Raw genomic sequence first — 17,272 nt, forward strand, 5'->3', positions numbered from 1 at the left:
GCCGCGTGGGCCGCCGCCAGACCAGGATGCCGCTTCTGCCCGCCGTGCTGGGGGGGCTGCTGGTGGCCTTTTTGCTGCTGCCGGTGGCGGCGCTGCTCTCGCGGGGCCTGGGGCCGGGCTTCTGGCCCGCCCTGCAGGGTGCCGCCGTGCAGGACGCCCTGCGCGTGAGCCTGCTCACCACCGGCTGCGCCGCCCTGCTGACGGTGGTGCTGGTCACCCCGGTGGCCTGGGGGCTGGCCCGCTTCACCTTTCCGGGCAAGGCGGCCCTGGAAACGCTGCTGGACCTGCCCATGGTGCTGCCGCCCGTGGTCGCGGGGGTGGGGCTGCTGCTGGCCTTTGGCCGACAGGGCTGGCTGGGGCCGCCGCTGGAACTGGCGGGCATCCGCGTGGCGTTTTCGCCGGCCGCCGTGGTGCTGGCGCAGCTGTTCGTGGCCGCGCCGTTCTACCTGCGTGCCGCCCGCGCGGGCTTTGCCGCCGTGGACCCGAACCTGGAAGCCGCCGCGCGCACCGACGGCGCCGGGGGCTGGGCGGTGTTCCGCTTCATCACGTGGCCCCTGACCCTGCCCTTCTTGCTGGAGGGCCTGATTCTGGCCTGGGCCCGCGCCCTGGGCGAATTTGGCGCCACCATCCTGTTTGCCGGGTCGCTGCAGGGCACCACCCGCTCGGTGCCCCTGGCCATCTACGCCGCGCTCGAATCGGACCTGGGGCCCGCGCTGGTGCTCTCGGCAGTGATGGTGGTGGTGGCCTTTGGCGTGCTGCTGCTGGTGCGGGGGCTGGCCGGGCTGCGCCAGGAGTAGGGGCCGGGCTTCAGGCGGGGGTGGGCAGCGGATACGGCAGCGTGCCCTCGTAGATGGCCCGGCCCACGATGGCGCCCTCAATGCCTTCTTCCTGCAGCAGCGCCACATCGTCCAGATTGGCCACGCCGCCGCCCACGATCAGCGTGCCGCTCCACAGCGCGCGCACCTGCCGCATCAGCTCGCGGTCCAGGCCGCGCAGGGTGCCGTCGCGGGTCACATCGGTAAAGATCAGGGTGTGCAGGCCCGCGCCCGAGAGCGCCGGCGTCAGATCCCCCACCGACACGCCGCTGCCCTGGGCCCAGCCGTGGGTGGCCACCTCCAGCCCCCGGGCGTCCAGGCTGACCACCACGCGTTCTGGCCCGTGCGCGGCGATCAGCCCGGCCACCAGTTCGGGCTGCTTCACGGCGGCCGTGCCGATCACCACCTGGGCCACCCCGGCCGCCAGCAGGGCCTCGGCGGCCTCGCGGGTGCGGATGCCGCCGCCCACCTCCACGGGCACACCCAGTTCACGCGTGATCTGGTGAATCACCGCGCGGTTCTCGCCGCGCCCGGTGGCGGCGTCCAGGTCCACCAGATGCACCAGACCGGCGCCCCGCGAGACCCAGTGGCGCGCAGCCGCCAGCGGCGACTCGAAATACACCGTTTCGCGGTCTGGATCGCCCTCGTACAGCCGCACAGCGCGCCCGGACTGGATGTCCACGCAGGGAATGAGCAGGGGAGAGGAGGCACTCATGCGGCCCAGGATACGGGCCCCGGCCCACAGGGGGCGCCCGTGAGGGCTACACTGCCCCCGTGCGCGTGGGGATTGTCACAGCGACCTACCTGCCGTCCCGCAACGGGGTGGCGACGAGTACCGCTCTTTTTGCGCGGGGCCTGCGTGAACGCGGCCATGACGTGCGCATCTTCGCGCCGCGTCACCCCCAGGTGACCGCGCCCGAAGACGGCGTGTACCGCCTGAATTCCTCGTTTGCCGGGGCGCGCGCCCTGGGCGCCCCGGCCGACTACCCGGTGATGCTGGCGCCGGGGCCGCTGCTTACAGCGCGGCTGCCGCTGCGCGACCTGGACGTGCTGCACACCATGCACCCCTTTCTGGCCGGCGGACTGGCGCTGAAATGGGCGCGGCTGTCCGGGGCGCCGGTGGTGTACACCGCCCACACCCAGTACGACCAGTACCTGCACTACGCCCCCATGCCCGAGCGGGTGGGCCGCGCGGTGCTGCGCCCGCACGTCAGCGCCTTTGCCCGGCGCGTCTCGGCGGTGCTGGCTCCGGGGCAGGCCATGGTGGACATGCTGCGCGCCTACGGCTACGGCGGCGCGGTGGAGCTGTTTCCCAACCCGGTGGACCTTGCCGCCTTCCGGGCCGCCGAGGGCGCCGCGTTTCGCGCGCAGTTTCATGTGGGTCCAGACACGCCGCTGGTGGTATCGCTGGGCCGGCTGGCGCCAGAAAAGAATCTGGACGTGATGCTGCGCGCCTTTGACCAGGCCCGCGCCAGCCGCCCCGAACTGCGCCTGCTGGTGGTGGGCGACGGGCCCAGCCGCGCGGGCCTGCAGACCCGGGCCCCGGAGGGCGTGACCTTCACCGGCCCCATTCCCTACGCCCGGGTGCCCGAAGCCCTGGCCGCCGCCGACGCCTTCGTGACCGCCAGCACCAGCGAGGTGCTGCCCATGAGCATGATTGAAGCGCTGGCCTCCGGCACGCCGCTGGTGGCCGCGCGCAGCCCGGCAGCCCTGGACCTGATTGCCGAGGGCGAAAACGGCACGGTGCGCGAGCCCACGCCCGAGGCCCTGGCCGGGGGCCTGCTGGACACCCTGGCCCCCGGGCAACTGCCTGCCCTGAAGGCCGGGGCCCGCGCCAGCGCCGCCCGCTACGATCTGCCGGTGCGGGCCCAGGCGCTGGAAGCGGTCTATGAACGTGTGCTGACAGCGCGGCACTAGGCCGGGCCGGCCCCAGGTGATTGCTTCCGCGCCGACCCTGCAGGCCGCAGAGCTTGGGCCCCGAACTGTTCGCACAGGTCCAGCGGGTGGGTGATGTCCGCGTCGGTGAAGCGGACCTCCACGACCCCGGCCTCGCAGACCTGCTCCACGCGACCCTGCGCGATGTTCTGAAGCAGGTCCGAGAGAAACTGCGTGATGGAGGACGCCAGGACAAAGCGTTTAAGCTCCCGCGCGCCAAAGTTGATGATCTGCCCCACCTGGCCGCCAGGGTCTGGGCGCAGATCTGCCGCGATGTACGCTCCGCTGTGGTCGTGGGCCAGCGGCAGCCAGCCCGCATCGAAGGCCACCGGCCTCACGGTGCCCGGGGGATCAACTGCCTCCACCGTTTGAAAAGCAGGGTCCATGAAGACGCTGCTGAGGAAGCCCCCGCGCTCATCCAGGCCTGCCTGCAGCGGCAGGGCGCTCAGGCCGTAGAACAGGGCCTGCGCCTGCCGCGCCAAGAGGGGGTTCAGCTGATGAAAATACTGCTGAAGATCGTCTGGCACGGCCACCTTCAACTCGCGTTCCAGACGCTGGAACAGTGGCGTCAGGTTCTCCGGCTCAGTGGGAGCGGTCTGCTCAGCGGGCCACCAGGACCGGATGGTGTGAAAAGGGGTGGGGTTGGGCATCGTCAGCTCGCTTCCTCCTGCCCTGGCGGCGCACGTGGCGGCCTGGACCTGGGGTGCTCAGGGCCCCAGCCTATTCCGCCGCAGGCACGGCCGCGCCCTGGCGGTTCAGGTCGGCTGCTCCGGGCGTGACCTCGCCCTCCCCCAGCCACTGGTCCAGCCACCCCAGGTACTCGCTCAGGCGGGTCAGGCGGCGGTCGGGGCGGCCCGAGCGGCTGAGTTCATGGTCCTCGCCTGGAAAGCGCACGAAGCGCACCGGCACCCCGTGCAGCGTCAGGGCGGCGTACCACTGCTCGGCCTGTTCCACCGGGCAGCGGTGGTCCAGCACCGAATGCACGATCAGGGTGGGGGTCTGCACGTTTTCCACGTATTGCAGGGGACTCAGGTCCCACAGCTTCAGGGCGTCGCCCCGGCGATGGAAATTCAGGCCCAGTTCGTCGTCCCAGAAGCGCAGGCCAATGTCGCTGGTGCCCCCGAAGGAAATCAGGTTGCAGATGGACCGGTCGGTGATTGCCGCCTGAAAGCGCGGGGTGTGCGCCGTGATCCAGTTCGTCATGTAGCCGCCGTAACTGCCGCCCATCACGGCAGTGCGCGCTTCGTCCAGCGCAGGGTCGCTCGCCAGGCAGCGGTCGAAAAAGGCCAGCAGGTCGTCCATATCCACGCTGCCCCAGCGGCCGTGAATGGCGTCCACCCACGCCTGTCCGTAGCCCACACTGCCGCGCGGATTGCTGTAGCACACGCCGTAACCGCGTGCGGCCATCAGCTGGAATTCGTGCATGAAGGCGTGGCCGTAATCCGTGTGCGGGCCGCCGTGAATGTTCAGCAGGGCGGGAAAGGGGCCCTCGCCCCCCGGGCGCAGCACCCAGCCTTCGCCCTCGCCCAGCTCGGTGGAAAAGGTCACGCGGGCCGGTGAGCGCACCGGAAAGGGCAGCGCGGCGTGCAGCTGGGTCACTGCCTGCCCGTTCAGTTCCACCTCGGGAAAGCAGTCGGCGCGCTCGCGGATCAGGGCCACCCCGCCGCCCCGCGCGGTGAAAGCGGCAATTACAGTCTGGGGGTCGTGGTCGTGCGGGCGCACCCCGGCGCCGTCCAGCGCCGCAGTGAACAGCCCGCAGCTGCCGCGCACCGTCGAGGAAAACAGCAGCGTGCGTTCGTCCAGCCAGGTGGGGGTGCCGGGCATGGCGCCCACATGGCAGTCGCCGCCCACCAGATTGCCCACGGGCGAGTCGTGCCCGGGGTCCAGGCGCAGGGGCGCGCCCGGGCCCTGCAGTGGCAGCAGATACAGGTGGGCGTGCTCGGTGTTGCCCTGGCCCTCGGGGCGGCCCACCAGCACGAAGTGCGTGCCGTCCGGGTGCGGCACCACCGCCTGCACCGCCGAGTTCCAGGCTGTGACCTGCCGGGGGGTCTGGTCCTCCAGGCGCAGCTGCCACACCTCGTCCTGCCACTGGGCGCCGTGGCGCTCGCTCTGGGGGGCAATCAGCAGCACGCTCTGGCTGTCGGGCAGCCACGTCACGCCGCCCAGTTCCACCTGGGGGGCAAACCACTCGCGCACCTCGCCGCTGGCCACTGTCAGCACGAACAGCCGCGCGGGGCGCTCGGGCAGCCAGTCGCGGCCATTGAGGCGGTAGCGCGGCCGGGTGATGATCCGGGCCTCGCCGCGCTCGTCGCGTTTGTCCTCATCGTCGGCGGTGCTCAGAAAGGCGATGTGGCGGCCGTCGGGGCTCCACTGCGGGTCCTGCACGCCGCCCCGGAAATGGGTCACGCGCCGGGCCTCGCCGCCCGAGAGTGGCAGCAGGTGTAGCTGCGCGCCGCCCCCCTCGCCCGCCTTGCGGATAAAGGCCAGTGTCTGCCCGTCCGGCGACCAGCGCGGCGAGCCGTCGCGGCCCTCGCCGTGGGTCAGCGCCCGGGTGCCCGCCGCGTCGGCCAGCCAGATCTGGCCCTTGTAGCGCGGCCGGGCAAAGCTGGCGTCCGGCTTGTGGGGGTCCTCTTCGGCCACGCGCGTCAGGACAAAGGCGGCCCGCGTGCCGTCCGGGCTGACCTGGGGGTCCGAGGGAAACGAGAGCTGCAGCAGGCTGTCCGGGCCGGGCTGGCCCCGGTTGGGTTGTGTCATGGTGCCCAGTCAATCACACCGGGAGCGCGGGGCCCGCTTTGGCAGTGCGGAGGCGTGCGCCTGGGCTGGACAGAGCGCCCTGCTGCCAGGCGCAGCTGCAGGGTCAGGCCCTGCGGCGCCGGCCCCGGCACTCTGTGTGCACGCACCCCATAGAAGCGCTTCCAAACGGAAAAAATCCCCATTCATGATGACTCGCTCAAGACGGAGTGGAACGGTCCTCGCTATTTCCAAAGAACCTTACCGTACTCTGACTGTACCGGCCCAATCCGGTCTGTTCCTACCCTTCTGTCGGCGTGTGGCCCGCGCTGATTGTCCGCCGCCGTCCCTGGCTCCACTCTTTTCATCGTCCTCTGGAGGTCTGCCATGCAAGAGCTGTCCTGCACCTGGGTTCCGGGCACCTTTGATGTCGTTCGCCTGAAATTCGCTGGCCGCACCGTGGAAATGACCAGCACCCGCCTCGCCCGTCTGTTCGGCAAGCAGGCCCTGCACGACCTGTATCTCAAGGGCAGTGCCAAGCTCAAGGCCGATCCGCAGCAGGTGGCCCTGCTCAGCTGAGTTCCCCGCATGCCCCGGGGCGCCCCCATGATCCGGGGCGCCTTTTTGGCTGCGCGCTAGCATGCCCCCATGAGCCACCCTGCCCCCGACATAGACCTGAGCGCCCTGCAGGCCGACCTGCGCCAGCTCGTGGAGATCGAGTCGCCGTCCAGCGATCCGCTGGCCGTGGCCCATGTGATGAACGTGGTGGAAGGCTGGGCGCGCGCCCTGGGCGCCGAGACCCACGCCCTGGGCGGCGGCACCCGCGTGTTCCGCTTCGGGGTGGACGGCACGCGGCCCCCGCTGCTGGTGCTGACCCACGCCGATACGGTCTGGCCCCACGGCACCCTGGCCCACATGCCCTTTCGGGTGGACGGCGAGCGCCTGTACGGCCCCGGCACCTACGACATGAAAGCGGGCATTGCGGGGCTGTTCCACGCGCTGCGGGCCCTGCGCGGCGAGTGGCCGCGAGGCGGCGTGACCGTGCTGCTCTCACCCGATGAAGAAACAGGCAGCGAGACCAGCCGCGCCCACATTGAAGCCGCTGCCCGCCAGAGCCGCGCCGCGCTGGTGGTGGAGCCCCCGGTGGCCGACACCCACGCCCTGAAAACCGGGCGCAAGGGCACCGGCTCGTTCACCCTGACCTTCACTGGCATTGCCAGTCACGCGGGCAACAAACCCGAAGAGGGGGCCAGCGCCATCACGGCGGCGGCCGAGGCGGTGCTGGCCCTGCAGGCCCTGGCCCGCCCGGAGGCAGGCACCACCGTCAGCGTGGGCCTGATGGCGGGAGGCAGCGCGGTGAACGTGATTCCAGCCGACTGCACCCTGCACCTTGACCTGCGCGTGAGCACCCTGGCCGAGGCCGAGCGCCTGGACGCCGCCGTGCGGGCGTGGCGCCCGGGGGACGCCCGGGTGCAGGTGAACGTGGCCGGCGGCCTGAACCGCCCGCCCTTCGAGCAGGGCCCCGGCACCCTGGCCCTGTACGAACAGGCCCGCGCCATTGCCGGGGACCTGGGCTTTGACCTGCCCCACGCGGTGGTGGGGGGCGGCAGCGACGGCAATTTCACGGCGCCCATCATTCCCACCCTGGACGGCCTGGGCGCCCCCGGCGACGGTGCGCACGCGGCCCACGAACACGTGCGCCTGGACCGCTGGCCCGACCACGTGCGCCTGCTGACCCGCCTGCTGCGCGAGGTGTAATTACGGATTCCGAAAAATTCCGTAACGTGTTCCGGAATTTTTTCGACCGGAGGGAGCAGGAAAGAAGGCGGATTTCCGGGAATTGGGCTGGAACAGCGCCGAAGGCGGGGAACATCGCCCTTCTTCCCGGATGGTACGGAACTGGACGGCAGTCCGTATAAGGCCACGCCGCACGGTCCAGTGGGTGGCGACCTCGGAGGAACGGCCTCCAGACGTTCTGTCTCAGGTGGCTTCCGAAAGAGTCCGTCATCCTTACACACTCTTTTCGGAACTCGTATCAGGTGGCCCTGGCGGGCTCTGCGTGGGCGGCGCGCAGCAGGGCGCCCAGTTCCTCGGCGGTGATGGGGCGGCACAGGCCGTGGCCCTGGCCCAGGGGGCAGTCCAGGGCGCGCAGCATCTCCAGGTGGGCGCAGGTCTCGATGCCCTCGGCGGTCAGGTCCACCCGCATGTGCGCGGCAATGTCCAGGGCGGCGCGGGTGAGGGCGCGGGCAAAGCCCCCATTCTGGTCATGGGGCAGATCAACAATGATTGAGCGGTCGAGTTTGACCCCGGTGATGGGCATGGTGCGCAGCCGCGCAAGGTTGGAATAGCCCGAGCCGAAATCGTCAATGCTGATGCGCACGCCCAGGTCCCGCAGCTCCTGCAGGGTACGGGCCACCCGGTCGTCCTCGTACAGCACGGCGGTTTCGGTGAGTTCCAGTTCCAGGCGGCGGGGGCGCAGGCCCGTGCGCTGCAGCGCCGCGCGCACCGTCTGCGCGAAGTCGGCCTGCAGCAGCTGCACCGGGCTGACATTCACGCTGACCCGCACGCCCGGCCAGCCGCGCGCCGCCTCGCAGGCGGTCTGCAGCACCCAGGTGCCCACCGGCATGATCAGGCCCACCCGCTCGGCCACCGGAATGAATTCACTGGGCGGCACCGGGCCCAGCGTGGGGTGCGTCCAGCGCAGCAGCGCCTCGGCCTTGACCAGCCGCAGGTCACGCAGGCGGTAGATGGGCTGAAAGCGCAGGGACAGTTCAGCGCGCCCCAGGGCGTTCCCCAGGTCGCGGGCCAGCACCTGAAAGCGTTCGGTGGCGGCGTCCTGCTGCGGGTGGTAGCGCCGCACCTGCCGCCGCCCGGCGCGCTTGACCGCGTACATGGCGCTGTCGGCGTGCCGCAGCAGGTCGCCGGGGTGCTGCGCGTCGTCGGGGTAGAGGCTCAGGCCAATGCTTACCGTGGCGTCCACACCCACGTGGCGGCTGGGGGCCAGCGGCGCCTGCAGCAGGTGCCCGGCCAGCGCGTGGGCCTCGGGCTCGCGGGTGTCGGGCAGCAGCACCACGAATTCGTCGCCGCTGAGACGAAAGACCTGCGCCCCCTCGCCGGCCAGGCGCTGCAGTTCACGGGCCAGCCCACGCAGCAGGTCGTCGCCCGCCGCGTGGCCCAGGGTGTCGTTGATGACCTTAAAGGCGTCCACATCCACGAACAGCACCGCAAAGGGCGTCTGCTGCGCGGCCAGTTGCTCCAGCTGCTCGTGCAGGCGCACTCGCCCGGGCAGCCCGGTCAGCAGGTCGGTGTACACCAGTTGCTGCAGCACCCGCTGCTCGCCGTGCAGCCGCCCCAGGGCGTCGTTGCGCTGCATGAAAAACGACGCCCCGTACAGGCTGACCGCCGCCGACAGGTTGATCTGCAGCAGGGCGCGCGCCAGGTCTACCGGCAGGGCCTCGCCCTGCACCACCGGCCACAGCACAATCATCAGGCTGCAGAGCGCCACCGCCCACAGCAGGGCGCCCAGCACCCGCCGCACCTCGCGCGCCAGATCGGTCAGCATGGTCCAGGTGATCACGGTGGGCAGCCACACCAGGGTTTCCAGCACCTCCAGCACCCGGGCGTAGGGGTCACGCAGCACAAAGCCCAGCAGCAGCAGCTTGGCGCTTAAAAACAGGCCGCTGCCCGCCGTGACGGCCAGGGTGATCTGCCGGATGGACGCCCACGAACGCAGCGTCGCCAGCCAGCAGACCAGCAGCAGCGCCGACATGGCGAGGTACAGCGGCGGATCATAGTGGGTGTCCCAGACGTCGGGGCGGGCAAACAGCAGCGCGGCCAGGATAGACAGCTGCACCACCGGCAGGCCCAGCAGCAGCATGCGCCGCCACGCGCCCTGCAGCTCCTGCGTGAGTGGTGCGCCCTCTGTGCCCATGTCCGGCAGCCTAGCGCCCTGGCCCCACAGTTTTCATACCGGCGCGCCGGGTTTTGCCGGCCCTTGTGCCCGGGGCGGCGCGGCCCGCACAATCACCCCATGTTCCGCCGCCGCCCCGCCAATCCGTATGTCAAAACCGACAGCGCCCAGGTGTTTCGTGTGCGGGTGCGCACCCAGCCCCACGGCGAGGAGGTAGAGGTGCGCTTTACCAAGGGCGCCCACATCGCCGCCGGGGAGGGCGGCACCTTCTTTTTCCGCAAGCCCATCGTCTCGCCCCGGCATCTGGACCGGGGCGAACTGGTGGTGCATTTTGACCGCGCCTACCGCGTGACCGCCACCGAGGCCGAGAACCTCAGCTTCATTCCGGTCAGCGAGTGGCCAGACGCTGGGGCGTGAGCGGGTTCAGGCGAGGGTCTGTCCTTTTTCTGACATCACGCGGCGCCTGTGGCCGGCGGTGCTGGCTGATGTGAAGCCGCTAGTCGGCCCCCACGGCGTGAAAGGTTTCCTGGGTGATGCGCTCGGGAAACTTGCGGATAAAGTCCACGGTGCTCAGGGCCTGGGTGCGGTGGCAGGCGATGGCCTGCAGCTTGCGGGTCACGTGCGCGCTGACATCGCGGCGCACGTTCGGCGGCAGCCACTGGGCGCGCAGGGCCTCGTGTTCGGGCGGCACGTCGCTGGCGTAGTACCACAGCGCGGGGCGCTCCCCAGGCGGCAGCGCGTCCCAGGCAGCTTTCACGGCGCGCCATGTGGTCACGTGGTCCGGGTGCCCGTTGCTGCCGTTGGGCGGAAAGGTCAGCACGGTATCGGGGCGCAGGCGCACCATGGCCTCGCGCGCAGTTTCGACCAGCGGCGCCAGCGGCTGATCCTGCAGGTACTTGTCGGGAAAGTGGTGGTGCTCGAACACGCTGCCAGGGTGGCGGGTCAGGCCGATCACGTCCAGGCAGGCGGCCAGTTCGGCTTCGCGCATGCGGGCCAGCGCCTGCGGCGAGTCGCACAGGCCCAGGGTGCGCCCGGCCTCGCCGCGCGTCAGGGTAATCAGGCCACACGGCTCACCGGCCGCCAGATGCGTCATCAGGGTGCCGGCGGCGCCGTACACCTCATCGTCGGGGTGGGGCACGATCAACAGCAGTTTCAGCCCGGAGCTCATGCGCTCCAGCATAGGGCGGCCTAGCGCTTGGAACGGGACGAGCGGCTGGGCCCACCCTGCCAGGCCGCCAGAAGCAGTGACACCACAATGACCATGAACGCCAGCAGCAATTCCATAGGGCATTCTCCTTTTCTTTATCTGACGTTAATGTGACGGCCTGCCGCTCTGCCGTGAAATATCCATCAACATCAGATCACCGGTGATTGAAACGCCCAACTCTACCCCAGGGGCGCGGCCCGTCAAAGCGCCGGGGCTGCGGGTTCGTCTAGGGCAGGCAGCGTGGTGCCGGCGGCCTGCAGCACGCTTTGCACCTGGGCGCGGTCCACCGGCAGCACACTCAGGCGCGAGCCCCGGGCCAGCAGCGGCGAAGCGGCCCAGGCCGGCAGGGTGCGCAGTTCGTCCAGCGTGATCAGGCGGGGCAGGGCCAGCAGCGGCGCCACGTCCACCATGCTCCAGCGCGGCGCCTCCGGGGTGGCCCGGGGATCGGCGTAGGAGCTGGCCGGGTCAAACTGCAGGTTGTCCGGGTAGGCGGCGCGCACCACCTGCGCCACGCCCGCCACCCCGGGCGGCCTGGTCCCCGAATGGTAAAAGAGGCACAGGTCACCCGCAGTCATCTGGCGCAGGAAGTTGCGGGCCTGGTAATTGCGCACGCCGTTCCAGGGCTCGCGCCCGGCGCGCGCCAGATCGGCGTAGCCAAACACATCGGGTTCGGATTTCAGCAGCCAGAAACGCATGACCCCCAGGGTAGGGGGTCAGGGGCAGCGCTGGTCAGGGAACCGTGGGGGGCAGCGGCGGGAGGGGCTGGGCGTCGCCGCTCAGTTGCAGCTGCCCGCCGCCCCAGCGGTAGCCGCCGTTCCCGGTGGTCGCGCGGTCCAGCGGCAGGACCGCCACGTAGCTGCCCCGGGCCTGGGCGCTGTAGCCGCCCGCCGGAAAGCCGAAGGTATTCGGGGCACCCTGGGGATCAACCACCAGCCGCGCCAGGACGGTCCATTCGTTCAGCCGCAGCGGTTCATGTCCTGTGCGCACGGTGTTTTCGCCGTGTGGCGGCGCCACCCGCGCCGGGCGGTCCACTTGCCGCAGCGGCAGGCTGGGGTTGGCGCAGGCGGGCAGGCTTTCGGTCACCACGCCGCCACCCCCCTGGGCCCCGGTGTTCCAGAACGGGGACGGCACGCTGCGCTCGGTCACGTACAGCCGCGCATGGGGCTGACCGGCGCAGGTCAGGCGCTGGCTTGTGATCAGCAGCCGGGCCTGGGCGCGGTAACTGCCTGGAATCCGGCCCTGGATGTTCTGTGCGGCGTGGCCGGCCACATCGAAGGTGCCCACCTCCAGGCGCTCTCCGAGTTGCCGGTCAGTGCTCAGATTCAGGTATACCAGTGACTGGGTGCCCCGGGGCAGGGTGAGGGTCACCGCCTGATAGGTGCCTCTGGGGGCGTCTGACACGCTGAAAAGGGCCGCAACGTCCTGCTGGGTGGCGGTCTCAAACTGTGCGCCCTCCCGGGGCGGCATCCATTCGCGGTAGGCCGTCCAGGCCAGGCCCCCGGCCAGCAGCGTGCCCAGCGTCAGCCAGCCCACGCGGTGGGTCAGGGCGTGGCCCAGCAGACGGCGGTTCACCGGCTGCGGGTGCCCCATGGCGCGCACCGCCAGAAACTCGGCTTCTTCCCGGCTGAACCCCTGCGCTTCGTGCCCGGCGGCGCGGTCCAGCAGATGGGTGCGCAGTTCGGCGGCGGCGTCCAGTCGCTGGGCAACGGGCAGGCCCCGGGTGGCGCGGTGAACATACCCTTCCACCGTCAGGGCCGAAGAGAGCCGGGCGCGGCCTCGCAGCAACTTCATGCCAGCCGCCGCAGCAGCAGGGCGTCCAGGGCGCCGCGCAGCGTCTGCCATTCCTGGCGCTTCTGGGTCAGGGCGTGCCGTCCGTCGTCGGTCAGACGGTACACCTTGCGAGGGGCTCCGCCCCGGTCGCTGGGCTGCCAGTCGCCCTCCACCCAGCCGGCCTTGACCAGACGGTGCAGCGCCGGGTACAGGCTGCCTTCCTTCAGGTCGAACAGGCCGCTGCTGCGGTCGTTCACATGGTTCAGGATGTCCAGGCCATAGCGGGGCCGGTCTTGCAAGGCCGCCAGCAGGGCCAGGTCCAGCGTGCCGGATTTCAGTGGATTCACAGGCGAACCTCCTGGGTTGCTTGCTCTACAAAGTAGTAGTGAGCAAGATACTTGTCAAGCCAGATAGTGGTGGCGCCGGGCTCCCGTGCCTTTCGCTACCGTGGCCCCCGGGCCTGCGCACTACACTGCCCCCTGTGCGCGCCTCGCCCTGGCTTCCGGTTTTGCTGCTGCTGGCGCTGGCCGCCTACCTGCTGCCAGACGCGACCCTGCCCTTTGGCGCTCCTGCGCCGGCCGCGCCGGGCCCGGTGCCCGCATTGCCGCGCGCCCTGCCCCCCGAAGCCCAGGCCCTCTTTGAGCGCAGTCGCCCGGCCACGGTGCGGGTGGAGAGCGTGAACCCGGCCACCCGCAACGCTGGCATTGGCACCGGCTTTCTCATCAGCGCTGGGGGGCAGGTGCTCACGGCGTACCACGTGGTCAGCGGGGGCAGCCTGTTTCAGGTGCGCACCCTCTCGGGGCGGTCGTATCCGGCGCGGGTGTCGGCCTTTGATGCCAGCAACGATGTGGCTCTGCTGGAGGTGCGCGGCGGCGGCGAGTTTCCGTTCCTGAAGCTGGCCACCCGGGCGCCGCGCGTGGGCGAGACGGTGCTGGCCATCGGCAACAGCGGGGGTGATTTTCTGCAGCCGCGCCGGGGGCAACTGCTGCGCCTGAACGCGGCCTCGGCCCGCGCCGACTTTCCAGGCGGCACCCTGGAAATGAGCGCGCCCCTGGCCCCCGGTGACAGTGGCGGCCCTATTCTGGACGGCAACGGGCAGGCCATCGGCGTGGTGAGCTACATCAGCGTGGACGGCAGCGGGCAGACCCGGCGCAGCTACGCGGTGCCTGTCACCGAAGGCAACGAACTGATCGCGGCGCTGCGCAGCGGCGAGAAGCGCGACGTGCCGGTGGTGGGGCTGGTGTTTGACCCCCTGCACAGCGGCCAGACCGACCCGCCCGGCGCCGTGGTGGACGCCGTGGCCCGCCGCAGCCCCGCTGAGCGCGCCGGCCTGCGTGGCAGCGTGCGCGACGAACAGGACCATCTGGTGAGCCTGGGTGACGTGATTCTGCGGGTGAACGGCCAGCGCACCCGGGACGCCAACGAGGTCATCAACGCCATCCGGCGCCTGCAGATTGGCCAGACCGTGGTGCTGACCTACCTGCGCGGCGACGAGACCCGCGAGGCCCGCATTACCCTGGTGCCGCGCGCCAGTGTCCCGGACCTGCCCTGACGTTCAGCCCCGGCCCATCTGGGCTTCACTGGCCGGGCGCAGACTGGGGGGATGTCCAGAGCCTTTGTTCGTGAAGACGAGGGGGAGCGCTGGCAGCCTCCCTCCCCGCGCCGCGCCTACCGCATCGTGTGGCGCGGTGAGGCCGCCCAGGCGCCCGAAGTGGTGCGCGAAACCGACGACCTGATTGAAGCCCTGCGCTGGCTGCAGGCCCGCGATCAGCGCCACCTGTTTGAACTGCGTGACGGCCAGGGCGTGCTGCTGGCCACTGCAAGTTAAGTAGCTCGCTGTTGATCTTTAGATCAACCGAGCGGGCTGGAACAGCTGCGCAGCAGAGCGAGTCTCGAAAAAAGGACGTTGCACCGGGCGTGGAGACTGTTCGGTGCTCTCCTGCAAAGTCGCACCATGAGGGGCAACGTCAATTGCCTCGCCCCTCCCCCAGGCCGACGGTTCAGAAGGGCGCAGAAACGTTTCCCTTCCTGGGACAAGGCCCTTTGTTCGCTTCTCGCGCTGCGGCGCCGCTGTCCCCGCCCGCTCGGTTGATCGGGGGATCAACCGCGAGTGACTTCATCCCCGGCCATACCTGACCAGTCGCCTTCCAGGGTCAGCCGCACGGTGCCGGCCAGGGTCTGTCCCGGGCTCAGCACGCGCAGGTCGGTGCCGTCCACGCCCTGCGCGGCCAGATTCAGGGCGTCGGTGGCGTGCGAGACCGGCTCCAGGGCCAGACTTCCGTCCGGCGCGGTGAAGACCACAAGGTGCGAATACACGTTGTCGGCGGTCAGGGTCAGGGCGCGGTGGCCCCAGTCCAGGCGCGCCACCCCGTTCCAGGCGGTATAGGTGGCGTCAATCTGGCGCTGGCCCACAGGCGTGGGGCGCCGGAAGTCCTCGGCAGGCGTAACAGGGCGCGCAGCCCCCAGGGGCAGCTGGCGCTCATCGGTGTCGTACATCAGTTCGGTGTCCACTTCCAGGGTGGGGTCGGTGCCGCCTATGCCCCGGGCGAAGTAAGGGTGCAGGCCCAGCCCGGCCGGCATGGGCCGGGTGTCGGCGTTGACGAGGCTGACTGTGGTGTCCAGATGGGGCCCGTGCAGGCGGTACTCCACGGCCGCCGTGAAGGCCCAGGGCCAGTTCATGTCGGCAAAGTCGCGGCTGTCGAAGGTGGCGCGCAGGAAGCCAGTCTCGGCCTGGGCCACCTGCCAGGGGCGGCCCCGCACATCGCCGTGCTGCGCCAGCCCGTTTTTGGTGGTGGGGCGCAACTGCACGGCCTGGCCTCCGAAAGTGAAGCGCGCGTCGCGGATGCGGTTGCTGTAGGGCACCAGCAGAAAGCTGGCGCACTGGCTGCTGGTCTGCACCGCCGCCGGGTCCACGGCGCGCAGCACGGGCCGCCCGCTGGCCGCGTGCAGGTTGAGCACGCTGGCGCCCAGCCCGGGCAGCACCTCCAGGGTCAGGTGCTCGCTGCGCAGGGTCTGCACCGGCCCGGGGCCTGGGGTCACGCGCGGCCCCGGGTGATTTCAAACAGCAGAATTCCCGCCGCCACCGAGGCATTCAGGCTCTGCACCTGCCCGCGCACCGGAATGCTGACCAGGGCGTCGCATTTCTCGCGCACCAGGCGCCGCATGCCCTCGCCCTCGGCGCCAATCACCAGGGCAACCTTGCCACTGAAGTCCACCCGGCGCACGTCCTGGGCCGCTTCGCCCGCCGCGCCGTACACCCACACGCCCTCTTTTTTCAGCGCGTCCATCAGGCGGGGCAGGTTCTTCGTCTGGGCCACAGGCAGGTAACTGGTGGCGCCCGCCGCTGTTTTGGCCACCACCGGCGAGAGTGGCGCGCTGCGCCGTTCTTCGACCACCACGCCGTGCGCGCCCAGCACCTCCGCGCTGCGGATGATGGCCCCAAAGTTGCGCGGATCAGTGATGCCGTCCAGCAGCACGATCAGCAGCGGCTCGCTCCGTTTCTCGGCCAGATCCAGAATGTCGTCCACGCTGGCCCAGTCCAGGTCCTCCACTTCCGCCAGCAGGCCCTGGTGGGCGGTGGTGCCCGCCAGCTGGTCCAGCTCAATCCGTGGAGCAAAGCGCAGGCGCACGCCCGTGGCCTTGAGCTGCGCCACCAGCGCCTCTTCCACGCCCCGCGCGACCAGGACCTCGCTCACGCGTCCATCGCGAAGTGCCTCTAGCACCGGATTCCGCCCGTACAGCAACATGTCAGGCAGTGTACCCGGCGCGGCGCGCGGGCCTACTCGGTGGCCGGGGCCACGAACGCCGCGCTGTCGTAGTAGGTGCGGAAGGCCGTCACCCGGCCATCCCGCACGTCAATCAGGCTCACGCCCCGGTAGGCCACGTCACGTCCCGCTGCCAGCTGGCCGGTGGTTTCCCACTCCATCACACCCAGGCCGCCTTCCTCGTGGCTGCGGGCAAACTCACTGTGCACCTGCGCGAAATTGTTCAGGTAGGTCTGCCAGAACTCTCGGGCGCCGTCCAGGCCCGACCAGCTGTGGGCGCTGAGATTGCGCAGTGTGACCTCTGGAGCGTGCAGCGCCAGCAGATCATCCAGCTGCCGGGTGTTTTCCGCCGTCTGAAGCGCGGCCATAAAGCGTTGGGTGGTGCTGCCGTCCGGGGCGTAGCTCATGGGCCCCAGCACACCATCCCCTGCAGGCCCAGAGCGTAGGCGCGGCTACGGGCTGAAGAAGAGGTGAAGGAGGTGAAGAGAAAGGGGGCCTGAGTGGGCTGGGCCCCTCAGGCTTCGGCGTCGGCCGGGTCAATGCCGCACCACAGCATCAGGGCCACCCGCAGACCGGGGCCGTCCAGCAGGCCCCCATCGCCACGAGCACCATGACGGTGGCAGCTTCCCGCGCGCTGGGGTTGGGGTGCAGGCCATTGCGCTTCAAGGTCAGGAGCATGACCTGCAACGCCGTGCGCTTGTTGCCGTCGCTAAAGCCGTGGTCGTGCGCCAGGGTGGAGCCTATAGCAGCCACTTTGGTGAACAGTGTGGGATAAGCGTCGTCGCCAAAAGCGCTGTCGGTGGCTTTGGCCGTCGCGCTTTCAATCACCCCTGGATGGGCCACCCCGGCACGACCGGGCGAAATCTGAAAAATGCCGTCATGCACGAGGTGAACGAAGGCTGGGGTCGGATACGCCCAACCGTGGTGATGGTCGAAATAGCGTCCTGAGCGTGACACAGATCAGAGGGTAGCCAGCAGATCAAGGGTCTTTTGATCGGCCTGGAGCTGTTCCATGGTCCACGCTTCCAGTTCGGCATCCGCTTGCTCGGTGCGGGGTGTGGGCCGCGTTTCCTTGAGAGACCGAAAGACCGGCGGTTGATCGTCTGGTGTACTGGGTGTGCCCATACCTTCCCCCTGGTCC

General features: G+C 70.1%; 19 protein-coding genes. 7 read left to right on the forward strand and 12 right to left on the reverse strand.

Features of this window, described 5'->3' with window-relative positions; translation table 11 throughout:
- Positions 1-26: 26 nt before the first annotated feature.
- Positions 27-797: an ABC transporter permease gene (locus C8263_RS09490; protein WP_107137885.1), complete on the forward strand. Its 771-nt coding sequence runs from the start codon at positions 27-29 to the stop codon at positions 795-797.
- Positions 798-807: 10 nt separating this feature from the next.
- On the opposite strand, the gene hisA is transcribed toward C8263_RS09490, so the two are convergent.
- A complete protein-coding gene (gene hisA, locus C8263_RS09495) occupies positions 808-1,530 on the reverse strand; it encodes a 1-(5-phosphoribosyl)-5-[(5-phosphoribosylamino)methylideneamino]imidazole-4-carboxamide isomerase (protein ID WP_107137886.1) in 723 nt (240 codons plus the stop codon).
- A 59-nt stretch (positions 1,531-1,589) separates the two neighbouring features.
- Here hisA and C8263_RS09500 point away from each other — a divergent pair, with 59 nt between their 5' ends.
- Positions 1,590-2,732: a glycosyltransferase family 4 protein gene (locus C8263_RS09500; protein WP_107137887.1), complete on the forward strand. Its 1,143-nt coding sequence runs from the start codon at positions 1,590-1,592 to the stop codon at positions 2,730-2,732.
- Here C8263_RS09500 and C8263_RS09505 read toward each other — a convergent pair.
- On the reverse strand, positions 2,729-3,400 hold the full coding sequence (locus tag C8263_RS09505; RefSeq protein WP_107137888.1) for an SMI1/KNR4 family protein: 672 nt from the start codon (positions 3,398-3,400) through the stop codon (positions 2,729-2,731). The genes C8263_RS09500 and C8263_RS09505 overlap by 4 nt on opposite strands.
- A gap of 70 nt (positions 3,401-3,470) precedes the next feature.
- Positions 3,471-5,504 carry a S9 family peptidase gene (locus tag C8263_RS09510; RefSeq protein ID WP_107137889.1) on the reverse strand — a complete coding sequence of 678 codons (2,034 nt, stop codon included), beginning with the start codon at positions 5,502-5,504 and terminating at the stop codon, positions 3,471-3,473.
- A 363-nt stretch (positions 5,505-5,867) separates the two neighbouring features.
- Between C8263_RS09510 and C8263_RS09515 the strand changes: the two genes are divergently transcribed.
- Together C8263_RS09515 and C8263_RS09520 are read left to right on the forward strand one after the other, a co-directional pair.
- Entirely contained in the window at positions 5,868-6,059 is a 192-nt protein-coding gene (locus tag C8263_RS09515) for a hypothetical protein (protein ID WP_107137890.1), read from the forward strand.
- Positions 6,060-6,128: 69 nt separating this feature from the next.
- Positions 6,129-7,238 carry a M20 family metallopeptidase gene (locus C8263_RS09520; protein ID WP_107137891.1) on the forward strand — a complete coding sequence of 370 codons (1,110 nt, stop codon included), beginning with the start codon at positions 6,129-6,131 and terminating at the stop codon, positions 7,236-7,238.
- 277 nt (positions 7,239-7,515) lie between these two features.
- Here the strand turns inward: C8263_RS09520 and C8263_RS09525 are convergent, their stop codons facing one another.
- Positions 7,516-9,411: a putative bifunctional diguanylate cyclase/phosphodiesterase gene (locus C8263_RS09525; protein WP_107137892.1), complete on the reverse strand. Its 1,896-nt coding sequence runs from the start codon at positions 9,409-9,411 to the stop codon at positions 7,516-7,518.
- A 99-nt stretch (positions 9,412-9,510) separates the two neighbouring features.
- Here C8263_RS09525 and C8263_RS09530 point away from each other — a divergent pair, with 99 nt between their 5' ends.
- Positions 9,511-9,807, forward strand: a complete 297-nt coding sequence (locus tag C8263_RS09530) for a hypothetical protein (RefSeq protein WP_107137893.1) — start codon at positions 9,511-9,513, stop codon at positions 9,805-9,807.
- A 79-nt stretch (positions 9,808-9,886) separates the two neighbouring features.
- Here the strand turns inward: C8263_RS09530 and C8263_RS09535 are convergent, their stop codons facing one another.
- The 4 genes from C8263_RS09535 to C8263_RS09550 form a co-directional block, all read right to left on the reverse strand.
- The gene (locus C8263_RS09535; RefSeq protein ID WP_233218751.1) at positions 9,887-10,558 is read right to left on the reverse strand and encodes a PIG-L deacetylase family protein; all 672 of its coding nucleotides are present in this window, start codon (positions 10,556-10,558) and stop codon (positions 9,887-9,889) included.
- A gap of 239 nt (positions 10,559-10,797) precedes the next feature.
- Complete coding sequence (locus tag C8263_RS09540) at positions 10,798-11,292, reverse strand: EVE domain-containing protein (protein ID WP_107137895.1); 495 nt, start codon at positions 11,290-11,292, stop codon at positions 10,798-10,800.
- A gap of 34 nt (positions 11,293-11,326) precedes the next feature.
- Positions 11,327-12,388, reverse strand: a complete 1,062-nt coding sequence (locus C8263_RS19485; RefSeq protein WP_199188366.1) for a permease prefix domain 1-containing protein — start codon at positions 12,386-12,388, stop codon at positions 11,327-11,329.
- Complete coding sequence (locus tag C8263_RS09550) at positions 12,385-12,714, reverse strand: PadR family transcriptional regulator (protein WP_107137896.1); 330 nt, start codon at positions 12,712-12,714, stop codon at positions 12,385-12,387. The genes C8263_RS19485 and C8263_RS09550 overlap by 4 nt, the downstream gene beginning before the upstream one ends.
- A 134-nt stretch (positions 12,715-12,848) precedes the next feature.
- Here C8263_RS09550 and C8263_RS09555 point away from each other — a divergent pair, with 134 nt between their 5' ends.
- Both C8263_RS09555 and C8263_RS09560 read left to right on the forward strand, forming a co-directional pair.
- The gene (locus tag C8263_RS09555; RefSeq protein WP_107137897.1) at positions 12,849-13,919 is read left to right on the forward strand and encodes a S1C family serine protease; all 1,071 of its coding nucleotides are present in this window, start codon (positions 12,849-12,851) and stop codon (positions 13,917-13,919) included.
- Between the two features lie 51 nt (positions 13,920-13,970).
- Positions 13,971-14,195: a hypothetical protein gene (locus tag C8263_RS09560; protein WP_107137898.1), complete on the forward strand. Its 225-nt coding sequence runs from the start codon at positions 13,971-13,973 to the stop codon at positions 14,193-14,195.
- Between the two features lie 272 nt (positions 14,196-14,467).
- Here the strand turns inward: C8263_RS09560 and C8263_RS09565 are convergent, their stop codons facing one another.
- From C8263_RS09565 to C8263_RS09580, 4 genes are all read right to left on the reverse strand, one after another.
- Positions 14,468-15,406 carry an aldose 1-epimerase gene (locus C8263_RS09565; protein ID WP_199188367.1) on the reverse strand — a complete coding sequence of 313 codons (939 nt, stop codon included), beginning with the start codon at positions 15,404-15,406 and terminating at the stop codon, positions 14,468-14,470.
- Positions 15,403-16,113 carry a 23S rRNA (guanosine(2251)-2'-O)-methyltransferase RlmB gene (gene rlmB / locus C8263_RS09570; protein ID WP_107137900.1) on the reverse strand — a complete coding sequence of 237 codons (711 nt, stop codon included), beginning with the start codon at positions 16,111-16,113 and terminating at the stop codon, positions 15,403-15,405. Before rlmB ends, C8263_RS09565 begins: the two co-directional genes overlap by 4 nt.
- Before the next feature lie 32 nt (positions 16,114-16,145).
- A complete protein-coding gene (locus C8263_RS09575; protein WP_107137901.1) occupies positions 16,146-16,538 on the reverse strand; it encodes a nuclear transport factor 2 family protein in 393 nt (130 codons plus the stop codon).
- Between the two features lie 148 nt (positions 16,539-16,686).
- Positions 16,687-17,088, reverse strand: coding sequence for a type II toxin-antitoxin system death-on-curing family toxin (locus C8263_RS09580; protein ID WP_107137902.1), 402 nt, complete (start codon positions 17,086-17,088; stop codon positions 16,687-16,689).
- Between the last annotated feature and the right edge of the window lie 184 nt (positions 17,089-17,272).

The organism is Deinococcus arcticus, assembly GCF_003028415.1.
GTDB lineage: Bacteria > Deinococcota > Deinococci > Deinococcales > Deinococcaceae > Deinococcus > Deinococcus arcticus.